Raw genomic sequence first — 14,395 nt, 5'->3', positions numbered from 1 at the left:
TGCATTAGTCATGATAGATAACGATTATGAGTCAACAAGAATACAACAATGCTTTACATATCGGTGGGTCGGTAGAAACGGCGCTAAACGGTCGCTACCGGCTCGATCCTTTTGAGATAATCAAAGAAGCCTTCTCTCAGACCTTCAAGCACTTTTGGTCGTTTTTGCCCGCTACCTTGTGCCTATTCGCGACTCAAATAGGTATATTAATGCTGATGCTGACGTTGTTGTTGGGGGCGCCGTCGCATTTATTTGAGGCATTGGTCGGTCAACGTGAGCTCACCACAGATATGATTTCATCCGTGTGGTTAGCGAATTTTACTTCCGAGGTTCTGATTGCGCCATTATATGCGGGGGCGAGCTTAATGGGCTTGAGTCACGCTATAGGCTTTCGCTCTAAACCACGCCATCTACTAAAAGGGCTCGTGTTTGCTTTACCCGTGACGGTCGTGATCTGCCTGTCGGCGACATTGCAAAGTGTGGCGAGCATGATTTTTCCATTACTGAGCCTTTATGTTGCGATGGCGTTTTCCATGTCGCCGTTATTGATTTGTGAAAAACGCCTCACGCCGGTTAAAGCTCTCACCGTATCCTTCCGGGCGGTAAACAAGAAATTGTTCCAAATGGCAACCATTTATGCCGTTGTCGGCGTGCTATTTCTCATTTCTTTTGCCACCGCTGGCTTTGCCTTGGTTTGGGCGTTACCCTTTCTCTTCAATGTTAAAGGTGTGATTTACCGAGAAATGTTTGGCGTTGGTGTGGAGGTGACAGTGTCACAAAATGAGAATGAAGAAAGAGCACCGAATAGTACAACTCCGTCGTCATCTGACCAAGACACCTTTGACGCTTGATTCGCTTTGAGCCTGCAACTGGAGTTCTGATGAAAAAACTAGCCAGTGTACTGGTTTTGTTGGGAATGGTGAGCGTCCCAGCCAGTGCCGATACATACCGTTTTAGCTATAGCAAGCTATTTACTCAGCTTAAACATAACGTGGAAGAAGGGCACCCTGATATTGGTGTAGCGTACTTTATGGTCTCGGCCGAGTCGGGAGAGGTTTGCCCGATTTCTCGCGCATGGATGAGCAAGGAAGAGCATTATGAAGCCTTTGATATTCCAGCCTCTCAAGCGCTGCCGCTTCCTCTCGATAACCAGCTCCGCAAAGTGAATCCGGATGTCTTTGTTGAAACGCCCGCCGATCGTAACTGCGATATTTCGTTCCAGGTATTGGTTGATCAACCAGTAGGAAAGAAATTAACCAGCCAGCAGATTCAGGGCTGGTTGCCTCAGATGGATACGATGATGGAAAATTTAGGCGGGATGTTTGCTTCTTGGTTTATGCCGAAGACACAGGGAGTCGTCTTGCATTTTGCGCCCTCGGTGACTGGTGCGGTGACTAGCAGTGAGGGAACAAAATACCCAATCGATGCTCACCAAGCCATTATAGATGTCAATCATCTTGGCGATAGCGCCACGTTAACGCTGCCAGACGCTCCCATCAAGGTGTCGCCTTGGTTGCCGAAAAACGGATAAACGGGAAAAGACTTCAAGTCTGCACTGAGCTTCAAAGACATAATGCGCATGATGTAGAAGGCTGAAACGACAAAAAACGCCCACTGTTTAAAGTGGGCGTTTTTATTAGCAGGCCATTTAGGGCCAACGACAATTCTGTCATGCTTCAAACACTATGTGCCGACATTGACCACGTCGAGTGATAAGTTGGGGTCAACCTCGACAGGGCTCTCTGAAACGGGCGCCGGATCAGTAAAGTTTTCCTTATCGAATGCGGTATCACCATCCCCCTCAAACGCCATACCCGCTGCGACGGATTTAAAATCAAACAGCTCGGTATCGGCCATATGCGAGGGGACGATATTTTGCATTGCTCGGAACATCGTCTCAATGCGGCCTGGGTAGCGCTTGTCCCAATCTCGGAGCATATCTTTGATCACTTGGCGTTGTAAGTTGGGCTGTGAGCCACAAAGGTTACACGGAATGATCGGGAAGGCTTTTTGCTCTGAATAACGCTCAATGTCTTTTTCTCGGCAATAGGCCAGTGGACGGATCACCACATGTTCGCCGTTATCAGAGACGAGCTTCGGTGGCATGCCTTTCATCTTGCCGCCATAGAACATGTTCAAGAACAAGGTCTCTAGTATGTCATCTCGGTGATGGCCCAATGCAATTTTGGTCGCACCCAGCTCTTTTGCTGTGCGATATAAGATACCGCGGCGAAGTCGCGAGCATAGTGAACAGGTTGTCTTGCCCTCAGGCACTTTCTCTTTGACGATAGAGTAAGTGTCTTCTTCAACAATTTTGTACTCGACGCCCAAGCCCTCTAAATACTCTGGCAAAATGTGCTCAGGAAACCCAGGTTGCTTTTGATCTAAGTTGACCGCAATGAGTTGGAATGAAACTGGCGCGCTCTTTTGCAGGCTTTGCAACATATCAAGCAAGGTATAGCTATCTTTGCCGCCTGATAAGCAAACCATGATGCGATCGCCATCTTCGATCATATTAAAGTCGGCAATCGCTTGTCCGGTGTTGCGACGAATGCGCTTTTGCAGTTTATTAAATCCGTATTTTTGTGCTTTGCTCAGCTCTTCGGTGCTCATAAGTACTATCGCGTTGTCAGGCAAGGTAAACGCATTACACTGCCAGTGTGCATGAATGGCGGGTATGATACGGATTTTGACCACAAATGCTAGTCACCCGCAGGCAGTGAATGCCACTGCCTGCTGTATGATGGAATGAGAAAGGTTAATCGTTAGCGCGAGGGTCGAGTGGGCTAATGTAACCATCAGGTTTGATGGCAAGTAAGTCACAGTCGAGTTGATCAATCATATGTTCTGCGGTATTCCCAATGAACACCGCGGATAAGCCAGTGCGCCCTGTGGTCCCGAGAATGACAAGCTCTGCATCCAGCTCCCGGGCAATGTTAGGGATAACATCTTCCGGCAATCCTTCTTGGACATGCGTGCGTGTTTCTTCGATGTGATGGCGCTGACGCAGGGCTTTCATTGCGGTGAGGTGATGGCCTCGTACAGCATCGGTATACGATGTTGGATCAAAGTCAGGCAGCTCGATAGTAATATTCACCGGCGTAGCAGGGTAGGCGTTAGCCAGGTGCAACTCAGCCCCTAGCATGGCACTCATGATATTCCCTTCATCGACCAATTTGTCGTTGAGCTCAGCGTGAGTTTCGGTTTCAGATGCCACATGAACAGAGGCGACTATCTTGCCTTTATCTGGCCAACCATGATCTTTAACTAATAACACTGAACTTGGGCATTTGCGTAACAAGTGCCAATCGGTGGGCGTAAAGATGACAGAGCCTAGTGTGTCGTGCTGGTGTGTCGCTTTAACCACCAAATCGTGGTGGTGGCTCAGCACGCGTTCGACAATCGCTTCGTAAGGGCGGTTATGCCATACCACGACTTTTTCGATCTCACATTCTTGAGCTTGGTGCGTTTGAATAACCTCATTCATCCATTCTTCACGCTGGTGCATCACACCTTGGCGCATTGCTTGCCGCTCATCTGATGAGAGCATAGATGTCATTTCGTATGAAAAGTCATAAATGGCAAGAAAGAGGGTGAGCTTAACCTTTGCATCACTTCGCTGGCTAAGCGTGACCGCACGTGAAAGTGCAGGTTGTTGTTCTTGGGAAGGATCAATGACGACGAGCAGGTTCGTGTACCTAGACATATCTGCCTCCTTTGCACAGATGCATCGGTTAATTTCACTTTAACCTACTTAGTCCGTTCACGCGAAAGAAATTGTTCACCATTGAGCAAAAAAGAGAAATGGCGCATAAAGCGCCATTTATTAACAACTTATTTACTTTTATTCGCTAAACGAAGCACTCTTCATCCGCAAGACGTGCAAGCTCTTCTAAGTCTAGAACCGTGATGTATTTACCTTTGACGGCCAATATTTCTGACTTTTGGAAGCGGCCTAATAAGCGACTGATAGTTTCAACGGTGAGACCTAGGTAGTTACCAATATCACCTCGTGTCATGGTAAGGCGGAACTCTCGAGGAGAGAATCCACGCTGAGCAAAGCGCTTCGAGAGGCTATAAAGGAAAGCGGCCAGACGTTCTTCAGCTGTTTTCTTCGATAACAGCAAAATCATATCCTGATCACCTTTTATCTCATTGCTCATTAGTCGCATGATTTGTTGGCGAAGCTTGGGCATTTTCCCAGAGAGGTCATCAAGTGTGTCGTAGGGGATCTCACAAATCATTGACGTTTCTAGCGCTTGAGCAAAGCTGGGGTGCTCACTATCGTTAATAGCGTCAAAGCCTACCAAATCGCCGGCGAGATGGAAGGCAGTTATCTGCTCATCACCTTGTTCTGTGATTGTGTAGGTCTTAACCGTACCTGAACGAATCGCATACAGCGCTCGTAGATTATCACCGGCTTTGAACAGTTCTTGGCCTTTCTGAATAGGTTTTTTTCGCTCAATGATGCTATCCAGTTGATCCAACTCTTGCTCATTTAACGTAAAGGGAATACACAGTTGGCTAATACTGCAATCTTGACAATGAATTGCGCAGCCGCCTGACTGAACCCGCCGAGTGATGATCTTATTCGACACCATACACCTGCCTAAAATTGATAAACGTCAATATACATATTACACCATGATTGTGTGCCAGGTCGACCTTATATCAGGAGTTTGAGGGCGGAGTAAGCCGTATAAAAACCATAAAGCGCCAACATTGTGGCACATATCAAACGCAGTGCGTGGTTGTTAAGAATTGGCTTTATCCGCTCGGCAAGGGCACCAACGGTTAACATCGCCGGTAGCGTCCCTAATCCAAACCCAAGCATCACAAGGCCGCCCCCGGATGCGCTGCCAGCAACGGCGGCCCAACTCAGCGCGGAGTAAACGAGCCCACAGGGGAGCCAGCCCCACACAAGGCCAAAAGGATAGGCATATAATGGCGAACGCAGTGGCATTAGCTTGGACGTTAGCGGAGAAATAAATCGCCAGAGTTTGCTACCCAGCCGTTCAATATAGCTAAGGCCATTCCATACTTGAGCCATATAGGCTGCCAATAGCAACATCATAATGGCCGCAAACAGCCGCAATACCGCAAGATGCTGTGTTAAATCAGACAAAGCAAGCAATGAAGCCACGGTACCACCGATCATTGCGCCGGCAAGGGTATACGAGCTGATACGCCCCAAGTTATACAAGACAAGATACGGCCACTTGGCTTTTTGTGGCGGAATACCAAGCGACATAGCCGCTGCGACCCCACCACACATCCCTAGGCAGTGGCCCGCCCCCAACAAGCCAATGACGAGAGCACCAATAAAATCAATGTTTGTCATCTTGCGTCGACGCGTGAGGTTCGGTTGGTTGGCTTGATTGTGATCCGGCGTCTTTCCCCGGTTCTTCTTCATCAAAAAGGATCGAAGAGCCTTGTCGTTCTAGATCCTCGAATTGATCGGATTTGACGGCCCAGATAAACACGACGGCCGCCACGCAAACCAGCATAATGGCGATGGGGATCAAAATATACAAACTAGCCATAACGCTAATCCTCTTTTTTGTTAAGTAGGCGCAGCGAGTTAGACACGACAATGATTGAGCTTGCTGACATACCTACCACCGCTATGTAAGGAGCGACATAGCCCATAACCGCCAAAGGCAGAATGGTGATGTTGTAGCCTAAAGCCCAAATTAAGTTTTCGCGGATAATACGGCGAGTTTGCTGGGCAAGCTGCCTGGCGGTCAGTAGTTTTTCCAAATCGTCACTCAGCAACACCATATCGGCGGACGATTTAGCGATATCAGTGCCTCCTCCCATCGCAACCGACAAGTGGGCACCGGCTAAAACGGGGGCATCATTGACGCCATCACCCACCATCAGGGTCACGGTATCATCATCAAGGCTTTGAAGGTACGCCAATTTTCCTTGAGGAGATACCCCTGAAATCACAGAATCAATGCCGAGCTGGTTAGCGACCTGTTCAACATTTCGCGATTGATCACCGGTTAGCATGGTGGTTTGGATCCCAGCTTGTTTAAATGCGGCTATCAAGCGTGCGCTACTGGGACGAATCCGATCGGTCAGTGAAAACGCGGCCACCGCTTGCCCCTCGCAACTGAGCACGACGGGATAGGAATCATAGTGCGTTTTAGGCGAGGATAGAGCAAACGCCGCCTTGCCAATACGCCAATGCTGGCCATTGATCTCGCCGCTTACCCCTTGACCAATATGGTTGTCCGCCGCTTTGACTGTCAGAGACTCAGTCGCTTTTGATTGGAACGCGTTGGCGATGGGATGATTGGCAAACCCTTCTAAGCTGGCCGCAATGTTCAAGGCCGATTGTTCGCTAATGTCAGCAGCAAACACGTGGACTGAATCAATTTTCACCTCACCCTCGGTCAGTGTACCTGTTTTATCAACCACCAATCGATTCACCTTGGTTAAGGTTTCTAAGACGTGACCTCGGCGTAACATGATGCCGAGCTGGCCAAAGGTCGATGTTGAGCAAGTCAGGGCCGTGGGGGTGGCGAGTGATAATGCGCAAGGGCAGGTCGCAACAAGCACGGATAGCATGATCCAAAAGGCATCGTCAGGTTGAACAAAATGCCAATAGAGCCAAGTCGATGCGGAAATAATTAAGATGGCGGCGACAAAGTAACGCGCGATATGGTCTGCCAACACTGCCACCTTGGGTTTTGCCATTTGAGCTTCATCTTGCAAACGCACAATATGAGCCACGAGAGACTCTTTGTGATTACTCGTAACACAAATATCGACATTCCCTTCCACATTCATGGTGCCGGCATAAACGGCATCACCCACTTGCTTAGTCTGAGGTAGTGACTCGCCTGTCAGCATGGCTTCATCGACAGAGGTTGTGCCAGACAATATTTGTCCATCGGCAGGGAAGGGCTCACCGGGCAATACGCGAATGTTATCGTCTATTTTAAGACTGTTAGCTGGCACGGCTTCACCGTTAAGGCGGCGCGCCATTTTGGGAACCAGTTTTAACAAGTTGGCGCTGGCTGCTGCTGCCGTGCGGCGTGCGCGCATTTCCAGAAAACGCCCGAGCAATAAGAAGAAGGTAAACATTGCCACCGATTCAAAAAAGACTTCGCCCTTTCCAGTGACAGTCGCGTACAGGCTTGAAAAGTAGGCAAATAACAGGGCAATAGAAACGGGGACATCCATTCCCAGTGTGCGTGCCTTAAGGTTCCGCCAAGCATTGGTGTAAAAGGGCAACGCAGAGTAAAGCAAGACAGGCGTCGCGAAGATTAAACTTATCCAACGGAAGTAATTCCGAAAGGTTTCATCCATATCCCCAAACACTTCGAAGTACATCGCCACGGCTAACATCATGACTTGCATGGTGGCCAAGCCAGCAATCCCCAATCGGTATAAGTACTGCTTCATGTTGCGATGGTATTGTTGCTCTTGTCTGTCAGCCTCAAAAGGTGCCGCTTTATAACCTAGGTGATGAATGCGTGTGAGTATTGTACTCAGGGAAGTTTCACTCTCATCCCAACGCACCTGGGCGCGGTTAGTAGTGGTGTTGACCTGAATATGTGTGACGCCTGTTGTGCGTTGTAACTGCTTTTCAATCAGCCACGCACACGCAGCGCAGGAGACACCGTCAAGTGACAACGTCACCTCTTTTTGGTCTGCCACATCGCGGACAAACTCTTGTTGTACATCTTGATTATCGTATAGCGTCAGTGATTTGAGCTCTTCGGGGACGAGGTCGGCCTTATCGGCGTTCTCTGTACGATACTGATAATAAGAACTCAAACCACTGTCTACGATCGTGGTTGCCACGGCTTGGCAGCCAGGGCAACACATAAGGCGGGGTTTATCGAAAATCACTACTTGGTAGGTGTCTCCTGTTAGTACAGGATCACCACAGTGATAACAAGGCGTGGTCATGGTTACTGCTTACCGGTTAACGTCAGGGGAGTTGAGACAGGGAAATTGATACGACCGTGCACTTTCCATTGCTTATCGAATGAAGTAATTTCGATAAACCAGGGGCCGGATATTGGCTCAGCAAGATCGATATGATAAATCCCCGCTTGGTTTGGGTTTACCATGACGTTCACATCTTTTCGCTCGAGCGTACGGTGCTGAATATGCACCTTGAGCGCAGGAAATGACGCGAGATCGCCCTTATCTAGTGCTATCGCGATTGCCTGGTTGTTTGACGACAATTGCGCTGAAACACCCAGCTGGGCCGCGACTTTCAGTTTGGATAGATCAACATTGATCGCCTTGCCTTTCTTGTAATAGTCCTCTGCTACCAGAGACACGGAATTCATCGAAAAGACGGTCACAGTTAACAAACTCGCGACGACAACAGAAGCGGGAAGGGCAATCAGGAACCAAGGCCAAAACTGCTTGTACCAGGGTGTTACCATCAGAAGCTCCTCGGTTTGAGCATTTACATTTAAGAAGCCCCTGCAAGCAAGGGCTGTATCACACCTAAGTGCTTATTCTACCTCAGGATTACTCAAGCGCCATACATAGGCAGAGAGTATCTGGATTTTTTCTTCGCCAAGGTGAGCTTCCCACGCGGGCATCACGCCTTGACGGCCACCACGAATGGTTTGCTCAACGGCGCGGCGAGAGCCACCATATAGCCAGATATTGTCCGTTAAATCCGGCGCACCAAAGGCAGGGTTACCTTTGCCGTCCGTGCCGTGACATGCGGCACATACAACAAAGCGAGATTTACCTTTAGCAGCCATTTGCGGATCGACTTTACGACCTGACAAGCTCAGTGCATAAGCGGCGACTTCTTTAACGCCTTCTTCACCCATAGTATCTAACCAAGCCGGCATGTTGCCTTTTCGGCCATGGAGAAGGGTGGCTTTAATGGTTTCAGGCTCACCACCATACAACCACGCATCGTCCGTAAGGTTCGGGAAACCAGCCTGACCGCGCGCATCCGACCCATGGCAGGCCGCGCAGTTTTGGCTAAACAAACGTTGACCCACTTTCAAGGCTTCTTCATTACGCGCGATTTGGGTAATCGGACGCAATGATTTGCCATCTTCTTGGTACGCCAGTTTGCGGAATGCTTCACCAAACACCTTGTCAGCTGCCTCGAGCTCCATCGCATATTGGTTAATATGCTGCGCTTCTTGCGCTTTTGCCATTAACTCACGCGACTCCTCGACACTGCTTACGTCTTGGTACGAACTTTTCCAACCTAATACGCCAGCAAAGTTACCCAGCCCCGGATAGAGGATGAGGTACCCCAAACCAAACACCAAGGTCGCCCAAAACATGTACGACCACCACTTAGGCAGTGGGTTGTTGAGTTCACGAATACCATCATACTCGTGACCCATGTCATCGCCTTCTGCGACGCCCATTTTATCTTTGGTTGTCCAAATGATAAGAGCAGCACAGCCAGCAATCGTGCCGAGTACGATGACTGTTACGAAGATACTCCAAAACGTACTCATTAGCGATTATCTCCTGTCTTGTTATTGGACTTATCCTGATTGTTCTCCTCATCGTCGAAAATCAGGTTAGCCGCTTCATCAAAGTGCTTTTTGCGACGTTTGCTATAAGCCCAAACAACGATCCCAATGAAGCTCACAAATAGGACAACTGTCCAGATACTATGAAAGGTGCCGATATCCATAGGCCCTCCTTATTACTTCATTGCGTGACCTAGTGACTGAAGATAAGCAATCAACGCTTCTATCTCCGTTTTACCTTCAACCGCCGCCTTGGCATTCTCGATGTCCTCATCGGTGTATGGCACACCAAATTGGTCACGGAATACTTTCAGCTTCGCGGCCGTTGTTTCCCCATCCAGCTTGTTCTCTGCTAACCAAGGGAAACCAGGCATGTTCGATTCAGGTACTACGTCACGTGGATTAATTAAGTGAACGCGGTGCCATTCGTCAGAGTAACGATCCCCAACTCGGGCGAGGTCAGGACCGGTACGTTTAGAGCCCCATAAGAAGGGATGCTCCCAAACACTTTCCCCTGCGACGGCATAGTGACCGTAACGCTCGGTTTCAGCACGGAATGGACGAACCATTTGACTGTGACACACGTTGCATCCTTCACGGATGTAGATGTCACGTCCTTCCATTTCTAACGCTGTATACGGACGAAGGTTATCTACCGGTTCAGTGGTTTGCTTTTGGTAAATCAATGGCGTTATCTCCACCAATGCACCAAAGCTGATTGCAACGATGATCAAAATCGCTAGCAAACCTGTGTTTTTTTCTACTATCTCGTGGCGATTTGAACTCATTTAATCGTCCTCCTTACACCGCAGGCTCAAGCGACTTCAAGCTAGCTTCAGGCGCACGAATCGTTTTATATGCGTTGTAAGCCATCAAGAACATGCCTGATAGGAAAATCGCACCGCCGATAAAGCGGACGAAGTAGAACGGATAGGAGGCTTCCAATGACTCCACAAAGCTGTATGTCAACGTACCGTCAGTGTTGACGGCGCGCCACATCAGACCCTGCATCACACCAGAAATCCACATAGCAACGATGTAAAGCACGGTACCAATCGTGGCAAGCCAGAAGTGTACGTTCACCAAAGACACTGAGTACATACGCTCTTGACCAAACAGTTTAGGAATCAAGTGGTAGATAGAGCCGATAGAGACCATTGCGACCCAACCGAGTGCACCAGAATGAACGTGACCGATTGTCCAATCGGTATAATGCGACAAGGCGTTAACTGTCTTGATCGACATCATTGGGCCTTCAAACGTAGACATGCCATAGAATGACAAAGACACGATAAGGAAGCGCAAAATGGGATCATAGCGAAGTTTATGCCACGCACCTGACAACGTCATAATACCGTTAATCATCCCGCCCCAAGAAGGTGCAAACAAGATTAACGACATCACCATCCCCAGTGACTGTGTCCAATCGGGCAGAGCCGTGTAATGAAGGTGGTGAGGACCCGCCCAGATATAGAGCGAAATCAATGCCCAGAAGTGGACGATGGAGAGTCGATACGAGTAAACAGGGCGACCCGCTTGTTTGGGAACGAAGTAGTACATCATACCCAAAAAGCCTGCTGTCAGCAGGAAGCCAACCGCGTTGTGTCCGTACCACCACTGCACCATCGCATCAACTGCGCCAGCATAGATGGAGTAAGACTTCATCGGTGAAACAGGGATTGCCATGCTGTTGACGATGTGCAACACCGCGATGGTCAGAATAAAGGCACCGAAGAACCAGTTGGCCACATAAATATGTGACGTTTTACGCTTGATAAGCGTGCCAAAGAACACGATAGCGTATGCGACCCATACCACCGCGATGGCGATATCAATTGGCCACTCTAGTTCAGCGTACTCTTTAGAGGTGGTGTATCCCATTGGCAGCGAGATGGCTGCAGAAAGGATGATGGCTTGCCAACCCCAGAAGGTGAACTCTGCTAACTTCCCTCCGAACAACCGTGTTTGACAAGTTCGCTGCGCAACATAATAAGAGGTTGCAAACAACGCACTGGTACCGAAAGCGAAAATCACTGCGTTGGTATGCAGTGGACGCAGACGGCTATACGTCAAATACGGAATATCAAAGTTCAGTGCAGGCCACACTAACTGAGCGGCAATAAGTACACCTACAGCCATGCCCACAATACCCCACAAAATCGTTGTTAGGGTAAATAAGCGGACAACGCGGTAGTTGTAGTCTTGTTCAAGCTGCTTAACTTGGCTCATATTGCATGCTTCCACTTTTAGTTAACTACACTCACGTTTGATACGGACGAAGCCTCCGCTTCGCCTGTTAACATACCATTTTTAAGAAAACGCCCCGTTGCGTATGGTTTTTAACCACTTTGCACACTCCGTTGCTATTTCTTTGTAAAAATGGCATTTTCGACCAGAATCATACTGTAGATACTGGTTAAAAAACAGGGTCTAACCCACACACTTAGTGCGGCTTACCTACCTTTCTTATAAAACTTTGACCTCTGTAACACGGAGAAAGCGACTCATGGCAGCAGAAAAACTCACTCGAGGACGACTCGCGCAAATCATCGTTATGCTTACACTTTTGGTGGTTGCTTTCTTCTGGAGGACGCTGGTCTATACACCTGGATTGACCATTATAGACTGTGAAGGGGAACGTGGATTTTGTGGCACGTCACAATCTCAGCAGCTCATAGAGTTCGCCTGGAGTAAAGAACAAGATAATGTAATTTTTTCAGTGGTTTCAGACAAAAAGCCACATTCGGCTTATTGGGGAGAAGAAGGAAGTAAGCAGATCGAAATTAGCGATCAGCTAGACCGAAATGGGGAGAAGATCACGCTAACGTGGCAGTGGAAAACCCAAGATTTACCTCGCAATCCGATGAGGTTTAACCTTGTCTTTGATCGATATCAATTTAAATTTAATTACCCCAAAAGCGAGTGATAAACTGCGGTTTAAATCTTATTTATTCTATTTTGTAGTCATTATAAAAGGAAATGCTTATTTATGAGTGTTTCTTTTTTTTACTTTTCATATCTTCATCTTAAATTCTTGATTATTAATGCTATTTGACTCATCACTTAAAAGAAAACATACCAATGGAGATAAAACTTCGCTCTTTTTACGCGACGGTAATGTTTCCACATCAGTGTTAATATTGTGATCCGACCAGAAACTTATACTGTTAATCCGTTGCAGGCGATTTGTAGCCAGCTTGTCATTTAGTAGGGGGGTGTTGCTCAGATGGCTGTTCGTATGAATAACGACACAACGAGCCCCCATCTGACAAAATGAATCCAGCCCACCAACCCCTAGTGATTGTATATAGGCATGCCCCTGCTCAGACACGACAACAGCACCGACAAAAGGGGAGAGTTGCGCGGTGCACTGATCAAGCGTGGCTTGGAGGGTACCGGGCGTGAATACAGGTGCTTCTTTAAACCTGACTCTGGGATCATGAGCGACGATATCGAGCGCTGCCGTTTGATTGTGATCAATAATAATTGGCGTATAGCCTTTCGCGGCCAATTGGTAGGCGATAGTGGCACCCAAGGCGCAGGCTCCACCGAATAACGCAACGGGTCGACAATCCATGTTGAGCACTCTAGCGATATAAATGGGAAATAGGATACGTGATTTTAACCACTATTTCAGCCGACTAGCGCAATGATTTGATCGCCTGATGCAGGTATCATTAAAATCGTGATAAATCGCGAGCACAATAACGCACATTAAGATGAAAATAGCCACGGCATGCACACAAAATCCAGACGCAGTAGACGCCGCGCAAACACTGGCGCGCACTTTATTGGGCCGTCTAAAGGCACCTAAGCTTTTAATGCTCTACTGCACGGAACAATACGATGTTGATGCACTTCAGCGAGCAATGGTTGCGCTTTTCCCTGGCGTGCCATTGATAGGGTGTACGACCTGCTGCGGTGTCATGACGCAAGCCGGTTATATCGAAGGGCCGACAGCCGCCGTCTGGGCTTGCAGTGATGAAAAGGGGAGTTACGGCACATCCCTCGTGCCACACCAAGCCCATCGTCCTATACGCGATTCAGCGCGCATTGCGCTTAATCAAGCGATAGAAGAGAGCGGCCGTTGTGGCGAGCTCCCCAAACTCATCGCTTTACACAGTACACCGGGTGATGAGGAAACGACGTTAGCCGCCATTCGAGAAGAGTTGGGCGTATCGGTCCCAGTGATAGGTGGCTCCGCTGCGGCCGACACCGTCGGCGGACGATGGGCCATTTTCGATAATGAGCAAACCGCGCAATCTGGCATCGCAATCAGTGTTTTTTATCCAACCGCACGGGTGAGTTATTCATTCCACTCTGGTTATGCGGCCACCACCAAGAAGGCCGTCGTCACAGAGGTACGTGGTCGTACCTTAGTGAGTTTGGACCATAAACCCGCATCGGCGGTATATAAAGACTGGTACGAAGAAGAAACCGGGCAAACGCTAGATTTAGGCGACTCGCTGTTCGCACGATCAACCTTGTATCCGCTCGGGACACAAACGGGCAAGATACACGGCTTACCTTATTACACCTTGTCACACCCCATGTTTGTTAACCAAGAAGGGCACATGGAACTCTTCTCGCAAATAGCCGTAGGGCAAACCGCGCACTTTATGACAGGCACCAGTGAAGGGTTGATTGCCCGTGCAAGTCGAGTCGTGGAATCGGCAAACGATCATGCGCTGCGAACGCCTCAACCTCTCGGTGGACTGGCGATTTATTGTGCGGGGTGTATGCTTCATGTCAAAGATCGCCTTGACCAAGTCGCCGACAATATCAACACGGCCTTATACACTGCGCCGTTTGTCTGCCCGTTTACCTTTGGTGAACAAGGCTTGTTTAAAGGTGGGGAACTGTCCCATGGTAATTTAATGATCTCGGCTGTGTTATTTCATAAGGATTAA

At 48.6% G+C, this 14,395-nt stretch carries 16 protein-coding genes; 4 read left to right on the top strand and 12 right to left on the bottom strand.

Translation table 11 applies throughout. The features are described from left to right. Positions 1 to 26 precede the first annotated feature (26 nt). Entirely contained in the window at positions 27 to 851 is an 825-nt protein-coding gene (locus BZG20_RS00850) for a hypothetical protein (RefSeq protein WP_077577816.1), read from the top strand. A 29-nt stretch (positions 852 to 880) separates the two neighbouring features. Next, positions 881 to 1,531: a DUF2987 domain-containing protein gene (locus BZG20_RS00845; protein WP_077577815.1), complete on the top strand. Its 651-nt coding sequence runs from the start codon at positions 881 to 883 to the stop codon at positions 1,529 to 1,531. A 152-nt stretch (positions 1,532 to 1,683) separates the two neighbouring features. On the opposite strand, the gene ttcA is transcribed toward BZG20_RS00845, so the two are convergent. The 11 genes from ttcA to ccoN form a co-directional block, all read right to left on the bottom strand. Continuing rightward, entirely contained in the window at positions 1,684 to 2,613 is a 930-nt protein-coding gene (gene ttcA / locus BZG20_RS00840; protein ID WP_046073239.1) for a tRNA 2-thiocytidine(32) synthetase TtcA, read from the bottom strand. A gap of 145 nt (positions 2,614 to 2,758) precedes the next feature. Then, positions 2,759 to 3,706, bottom strand: coding sequence for a universal stress protein UspE (uspE, locus tag BZG20_RS00835; RefSeq protein WP_046073238.1), 948 nt, complete (start codon positions 3,704 to 3,706; stop codon positions 2,759 to 2,761). 145 nt (positions 3,707 to 3,851) lie between these two features. After that, positions 3,852 to 4,601: an FNR family transcription factor gene (locus BZG20_RS00830; protein WP_046073237.1), complete on the bottom strand. Its 750-nt coding sequence runs from the start codon at positions 4,599 to 4,601 to the stop codon at positions 3,852 to 3,854. Positions 4,602 to 4,666: 65 nt separating this feature from the next. Beyond that, entirely contained in the window at positions 4,667 to 5,341 is a 675-nt protein-coding gene (locus BZG20_RS00825) for a sulfite exporter TauE/SafE family protein (RefSeq protein ID WP_046073236.1), read from the bottom strand. Next, positions 5,328 to 5,543 (bottom strand): cbb3-type cytochrome oxidase assembly protein CcoS, encoded by a 216-nt coding sequence (gene ccoS / locus BZG20_RS00820; protein ID WP_077577814.1) that lies wholly within the window; start codon positions 5,541 to 5,543, stop codon positions 5,328 to 5,330. Before ccoS ends, BZG20_RS00825 begins: the two co-directional genes overlap by 14 nt. 4 nt (positions 5,544 to 5,547) lie before the next feature. Then, positions 5,548 to 7,926, bottom strand: a complete 2,379-nt coding sequence (locus tag BZG20_RS00815) for a heavy metal translocating P-type ATPase (protein WP_077577813.1) — start codon at positions 7,924 to 7,926, stop codon at positions 5,548 to 5,550. A gap of 2 nt (positions 7,927 to 7,928) precedes the next feature. Continuing rightward, complete coding sequence (locus BZG20_RS00810; RefSeq protein ID WP_046073233.1) at positions 7,929 to 8,414, bottom strand: FixH family protein; 486 nt, start codon at positions 8,412 to 8,414, stop codon at positions 7,929 to 7,931. A 72-nt stretch (positions 8,415 to 8,486) separates the two neighbouring features. Beyond that, complete coding sequence (gene ccoP / locus BZG20_RS00805; protein ID WP_046073232.1) at positions 8,487 to 9,467, bottom strand: cytochrome-c oxidase, cbb3-type subunit III; 981 nt, start codon at positions 9,465 to 9,467, stop codon at positions 8,487 to 8,489. After that, entirely contained in the window at positions 9,467 to 9,649 is a 183-nt protein-coding gene (locus BZG20_RS00800; RefSeq protein WP_046073231.1) for a CcoQ/FixQ family Cbb3-type cytochrome c oxidase assembly chaperone, read from the bottom strand. The genes ccoP and BZG20_RS00800 overlap by 1 nt, the downstream gene beginning before the upstream one ends. Before the next feature lie 12 nt (positions 9,650 to 9,661). Beyond that, positions 9,662 to 10,273: a cytochrome-c oxidase, cbb3-type subunit II gene (ccoO, locus tag BZG20_RS00795; protein WP_046073230.1), complete on the bottom strand. Its 612-nt coding sequence runs from the start codon at positions 10,271 to 10,273 to the stop codon at positions 9,662 to 9,664. A gap of 13 nt (positions 10,274 to 10,286) precedes the next feature. After that, a complete protein-coding gene (gene ccoN / locus BZG20_RS00790) occupies positions 10,287 to 11,714 on the bottom strand; it encodes a cytochrome-c oxidase, cbb3-type subunit I (RefSeq protein WP_046073229.1) in 1,428 nt (475 codons plus the stop codon). 277 nt (positions 11,715 to 11,991) lie between these two features. On the opposite strand from ccoN, the gene BZG20_RS00785 reads away from it, so the two are divergent. Beyond that, positions 11,992 to 12,411: a hypothetical protein gene (locus tag BZG20_RS00785; RefSeq protein WP_046073228.1), complete on the top strand. Its 420-nt coding sequence runs from the start codon at positions 11,992 to 11,994 to the stop codon at positions 12,409 to 12,411. A gap of 87 nt (positions 12,412 to 12,498) precedes the next feature. Here the strand turns inward: BZG20_RS00785 and BZG20_RS00780 are convergent, their stop codons facing one another. After that, positions 12,499 to 13,062 (bottom strand): hypothetical protein, encoded by a 564-nt coding sequence (locus BZG20_RS00780; RefSeq protein WP_077577812.1) that lies wholly within the window; start codon positions 13,060 to 13,062, stop codon positions 12,499 to 12,501. 142 nt (positions 13,063 to 13,204) lie between these two features. On the opposite strand from BZG20_RS00780, the gene BZG20_RS00775 reads away from it, so the two are divergent. Further along, positions 13,205 to 14,395, top strand: coding sequence for an FIST N-terminal domain-containing protein (locus tag BZG20_RS00775; protein WP_046073226.1), 1,191 nt, complete (start codon positions 13,205 to 13,207; stop codon positions 14,393 to 14,395).

The sequence above is a fragment of the Salinivibrio sp. IB868 genome (assembly GCF_001995655.1).
Taxonomy (GTDB): Bacteria; Pseudomonadota; Gammaproteobacteria; order Enterobacterales; family Vibrionaceae; genus Salinivibrio; species Salinivibrio siamensis.
This window is presented reverse-complemented; position numbering and strand designations above follow the sequence as displayed.

Excerpts from the sequence above, each read along its gene's own strand:
- BZG20_RS00850 (WP_077577816.1), top strand. The coding sequence starts at position 27 with ATGAGTCAACAAGAATACAACAATGCTTTACATATCGGTGGGTCGGTA.
- BZG20_RS00845 (WP_077577815.1), top strand. The coding sequence starts at position 881 with ATGAAAAAACTAGCCAGTGTACTGGTTTTGTTGGGAATGGTGAGCGTC.
- ttcA (WP_046073239.1), bottom strand. The coding sequence starts at position 2,613 with ATGAGCACCGAAGAGCTGAGCAAAGCACAAAAATACGGATTTAATAAA.
- uspE (WP_046073238.1), bottom strand. The coding sequence starts at position 3,706 with ATGTCTAGGTACACGAACCTGCTCGTCGTCATTGATCCTTCCCAAGAA.
- BZG20_RS00830 (WP_046073237.1), bottom strand. The coding sequence starts at position 4,601 with ATGGTGTCGAATAAGATCATCACTCGGCGGGTTCAGTCAGGCGGCTGC.
- BZG20_RS00825 (WP_046073236.1), bottom strand. The coding sequence starts at position 5,341 with ATGACAAACATTGATTTTATTGGTGCTCTCGTCATTGGCTTGTTGGGG.
- ccoS (WP_077577814.1), bottom strand. The coding sequence starts at position 5,543 with ATGGCTAGTTTGTATATTTTGATCCCCATCGCCATTATGCTGGTTTGC.
- BZG20_RS00815 (WP_077577813.1), bottom strand. The coding sequence starts at position 7,926 with ATGACCACGCCTTGTTATCACTGTGGTGATCCTGTACTAACAGGAGAC.
- BZG20_RS00810 (WP_046073233.1), bottom strand. The coding sequence starts at position 8,414 with ATGGTAACACCCTGGTACAAGCAGTTTTGGCCTTGGTTCCTGATTGCC.
- ccoP (WP_046073232.1), bottom strand. The coding sequence starts at position 9,467 with ATGAGTACGTTTTGGAGTATCTTCGTAACAGTCATCGTACTCGGCACG.
- BZG20_RS00800 (WP_046073231.1), bottom strand. The coding sequence starts at position 9,649 with ATGGATATCGGCACCTTTCATAGTATCTGGACAGTTGTCCTATTTGTG.
- ccoO (WP_046073230.1), bottom strand. The coding sequence starts at position 10,273 with ATGAGTTCAAATCGCCACGAGATAGTAGAAAAAAACACAGGTTTGCTA.
- ccoN (WP_046073229.1), bottom strand. The coding sequence starts at position 11,714 with ATGAGCCAAGTTAAGCAGCTTGAACAAGACTACAACTACCGCGTTGTC.
- BZG20_RS00785 (WP_046073228.1), top strand. The coding sequence starts at position 11,992 with ATGGCAGCAGAAAAACTCACTCGAGGACGACTCGCGCAAATCATCGTT.
- BZG20_RS00780 (WP_077577812.1), bottom strand. The coding sequence starts at position 13,062 with ATGGATTGTCGACCCGTTGCGTTATTCGGTGGAGCCTGCGCCTTGGGT.
- BZG20_RS00775 (WP_046073226.1), top strand. The coding sequence starts at position 13,205 with ATGAAAATAGCCACGGCATGCACACAAAATCCAGACGCAGTAGACGCC.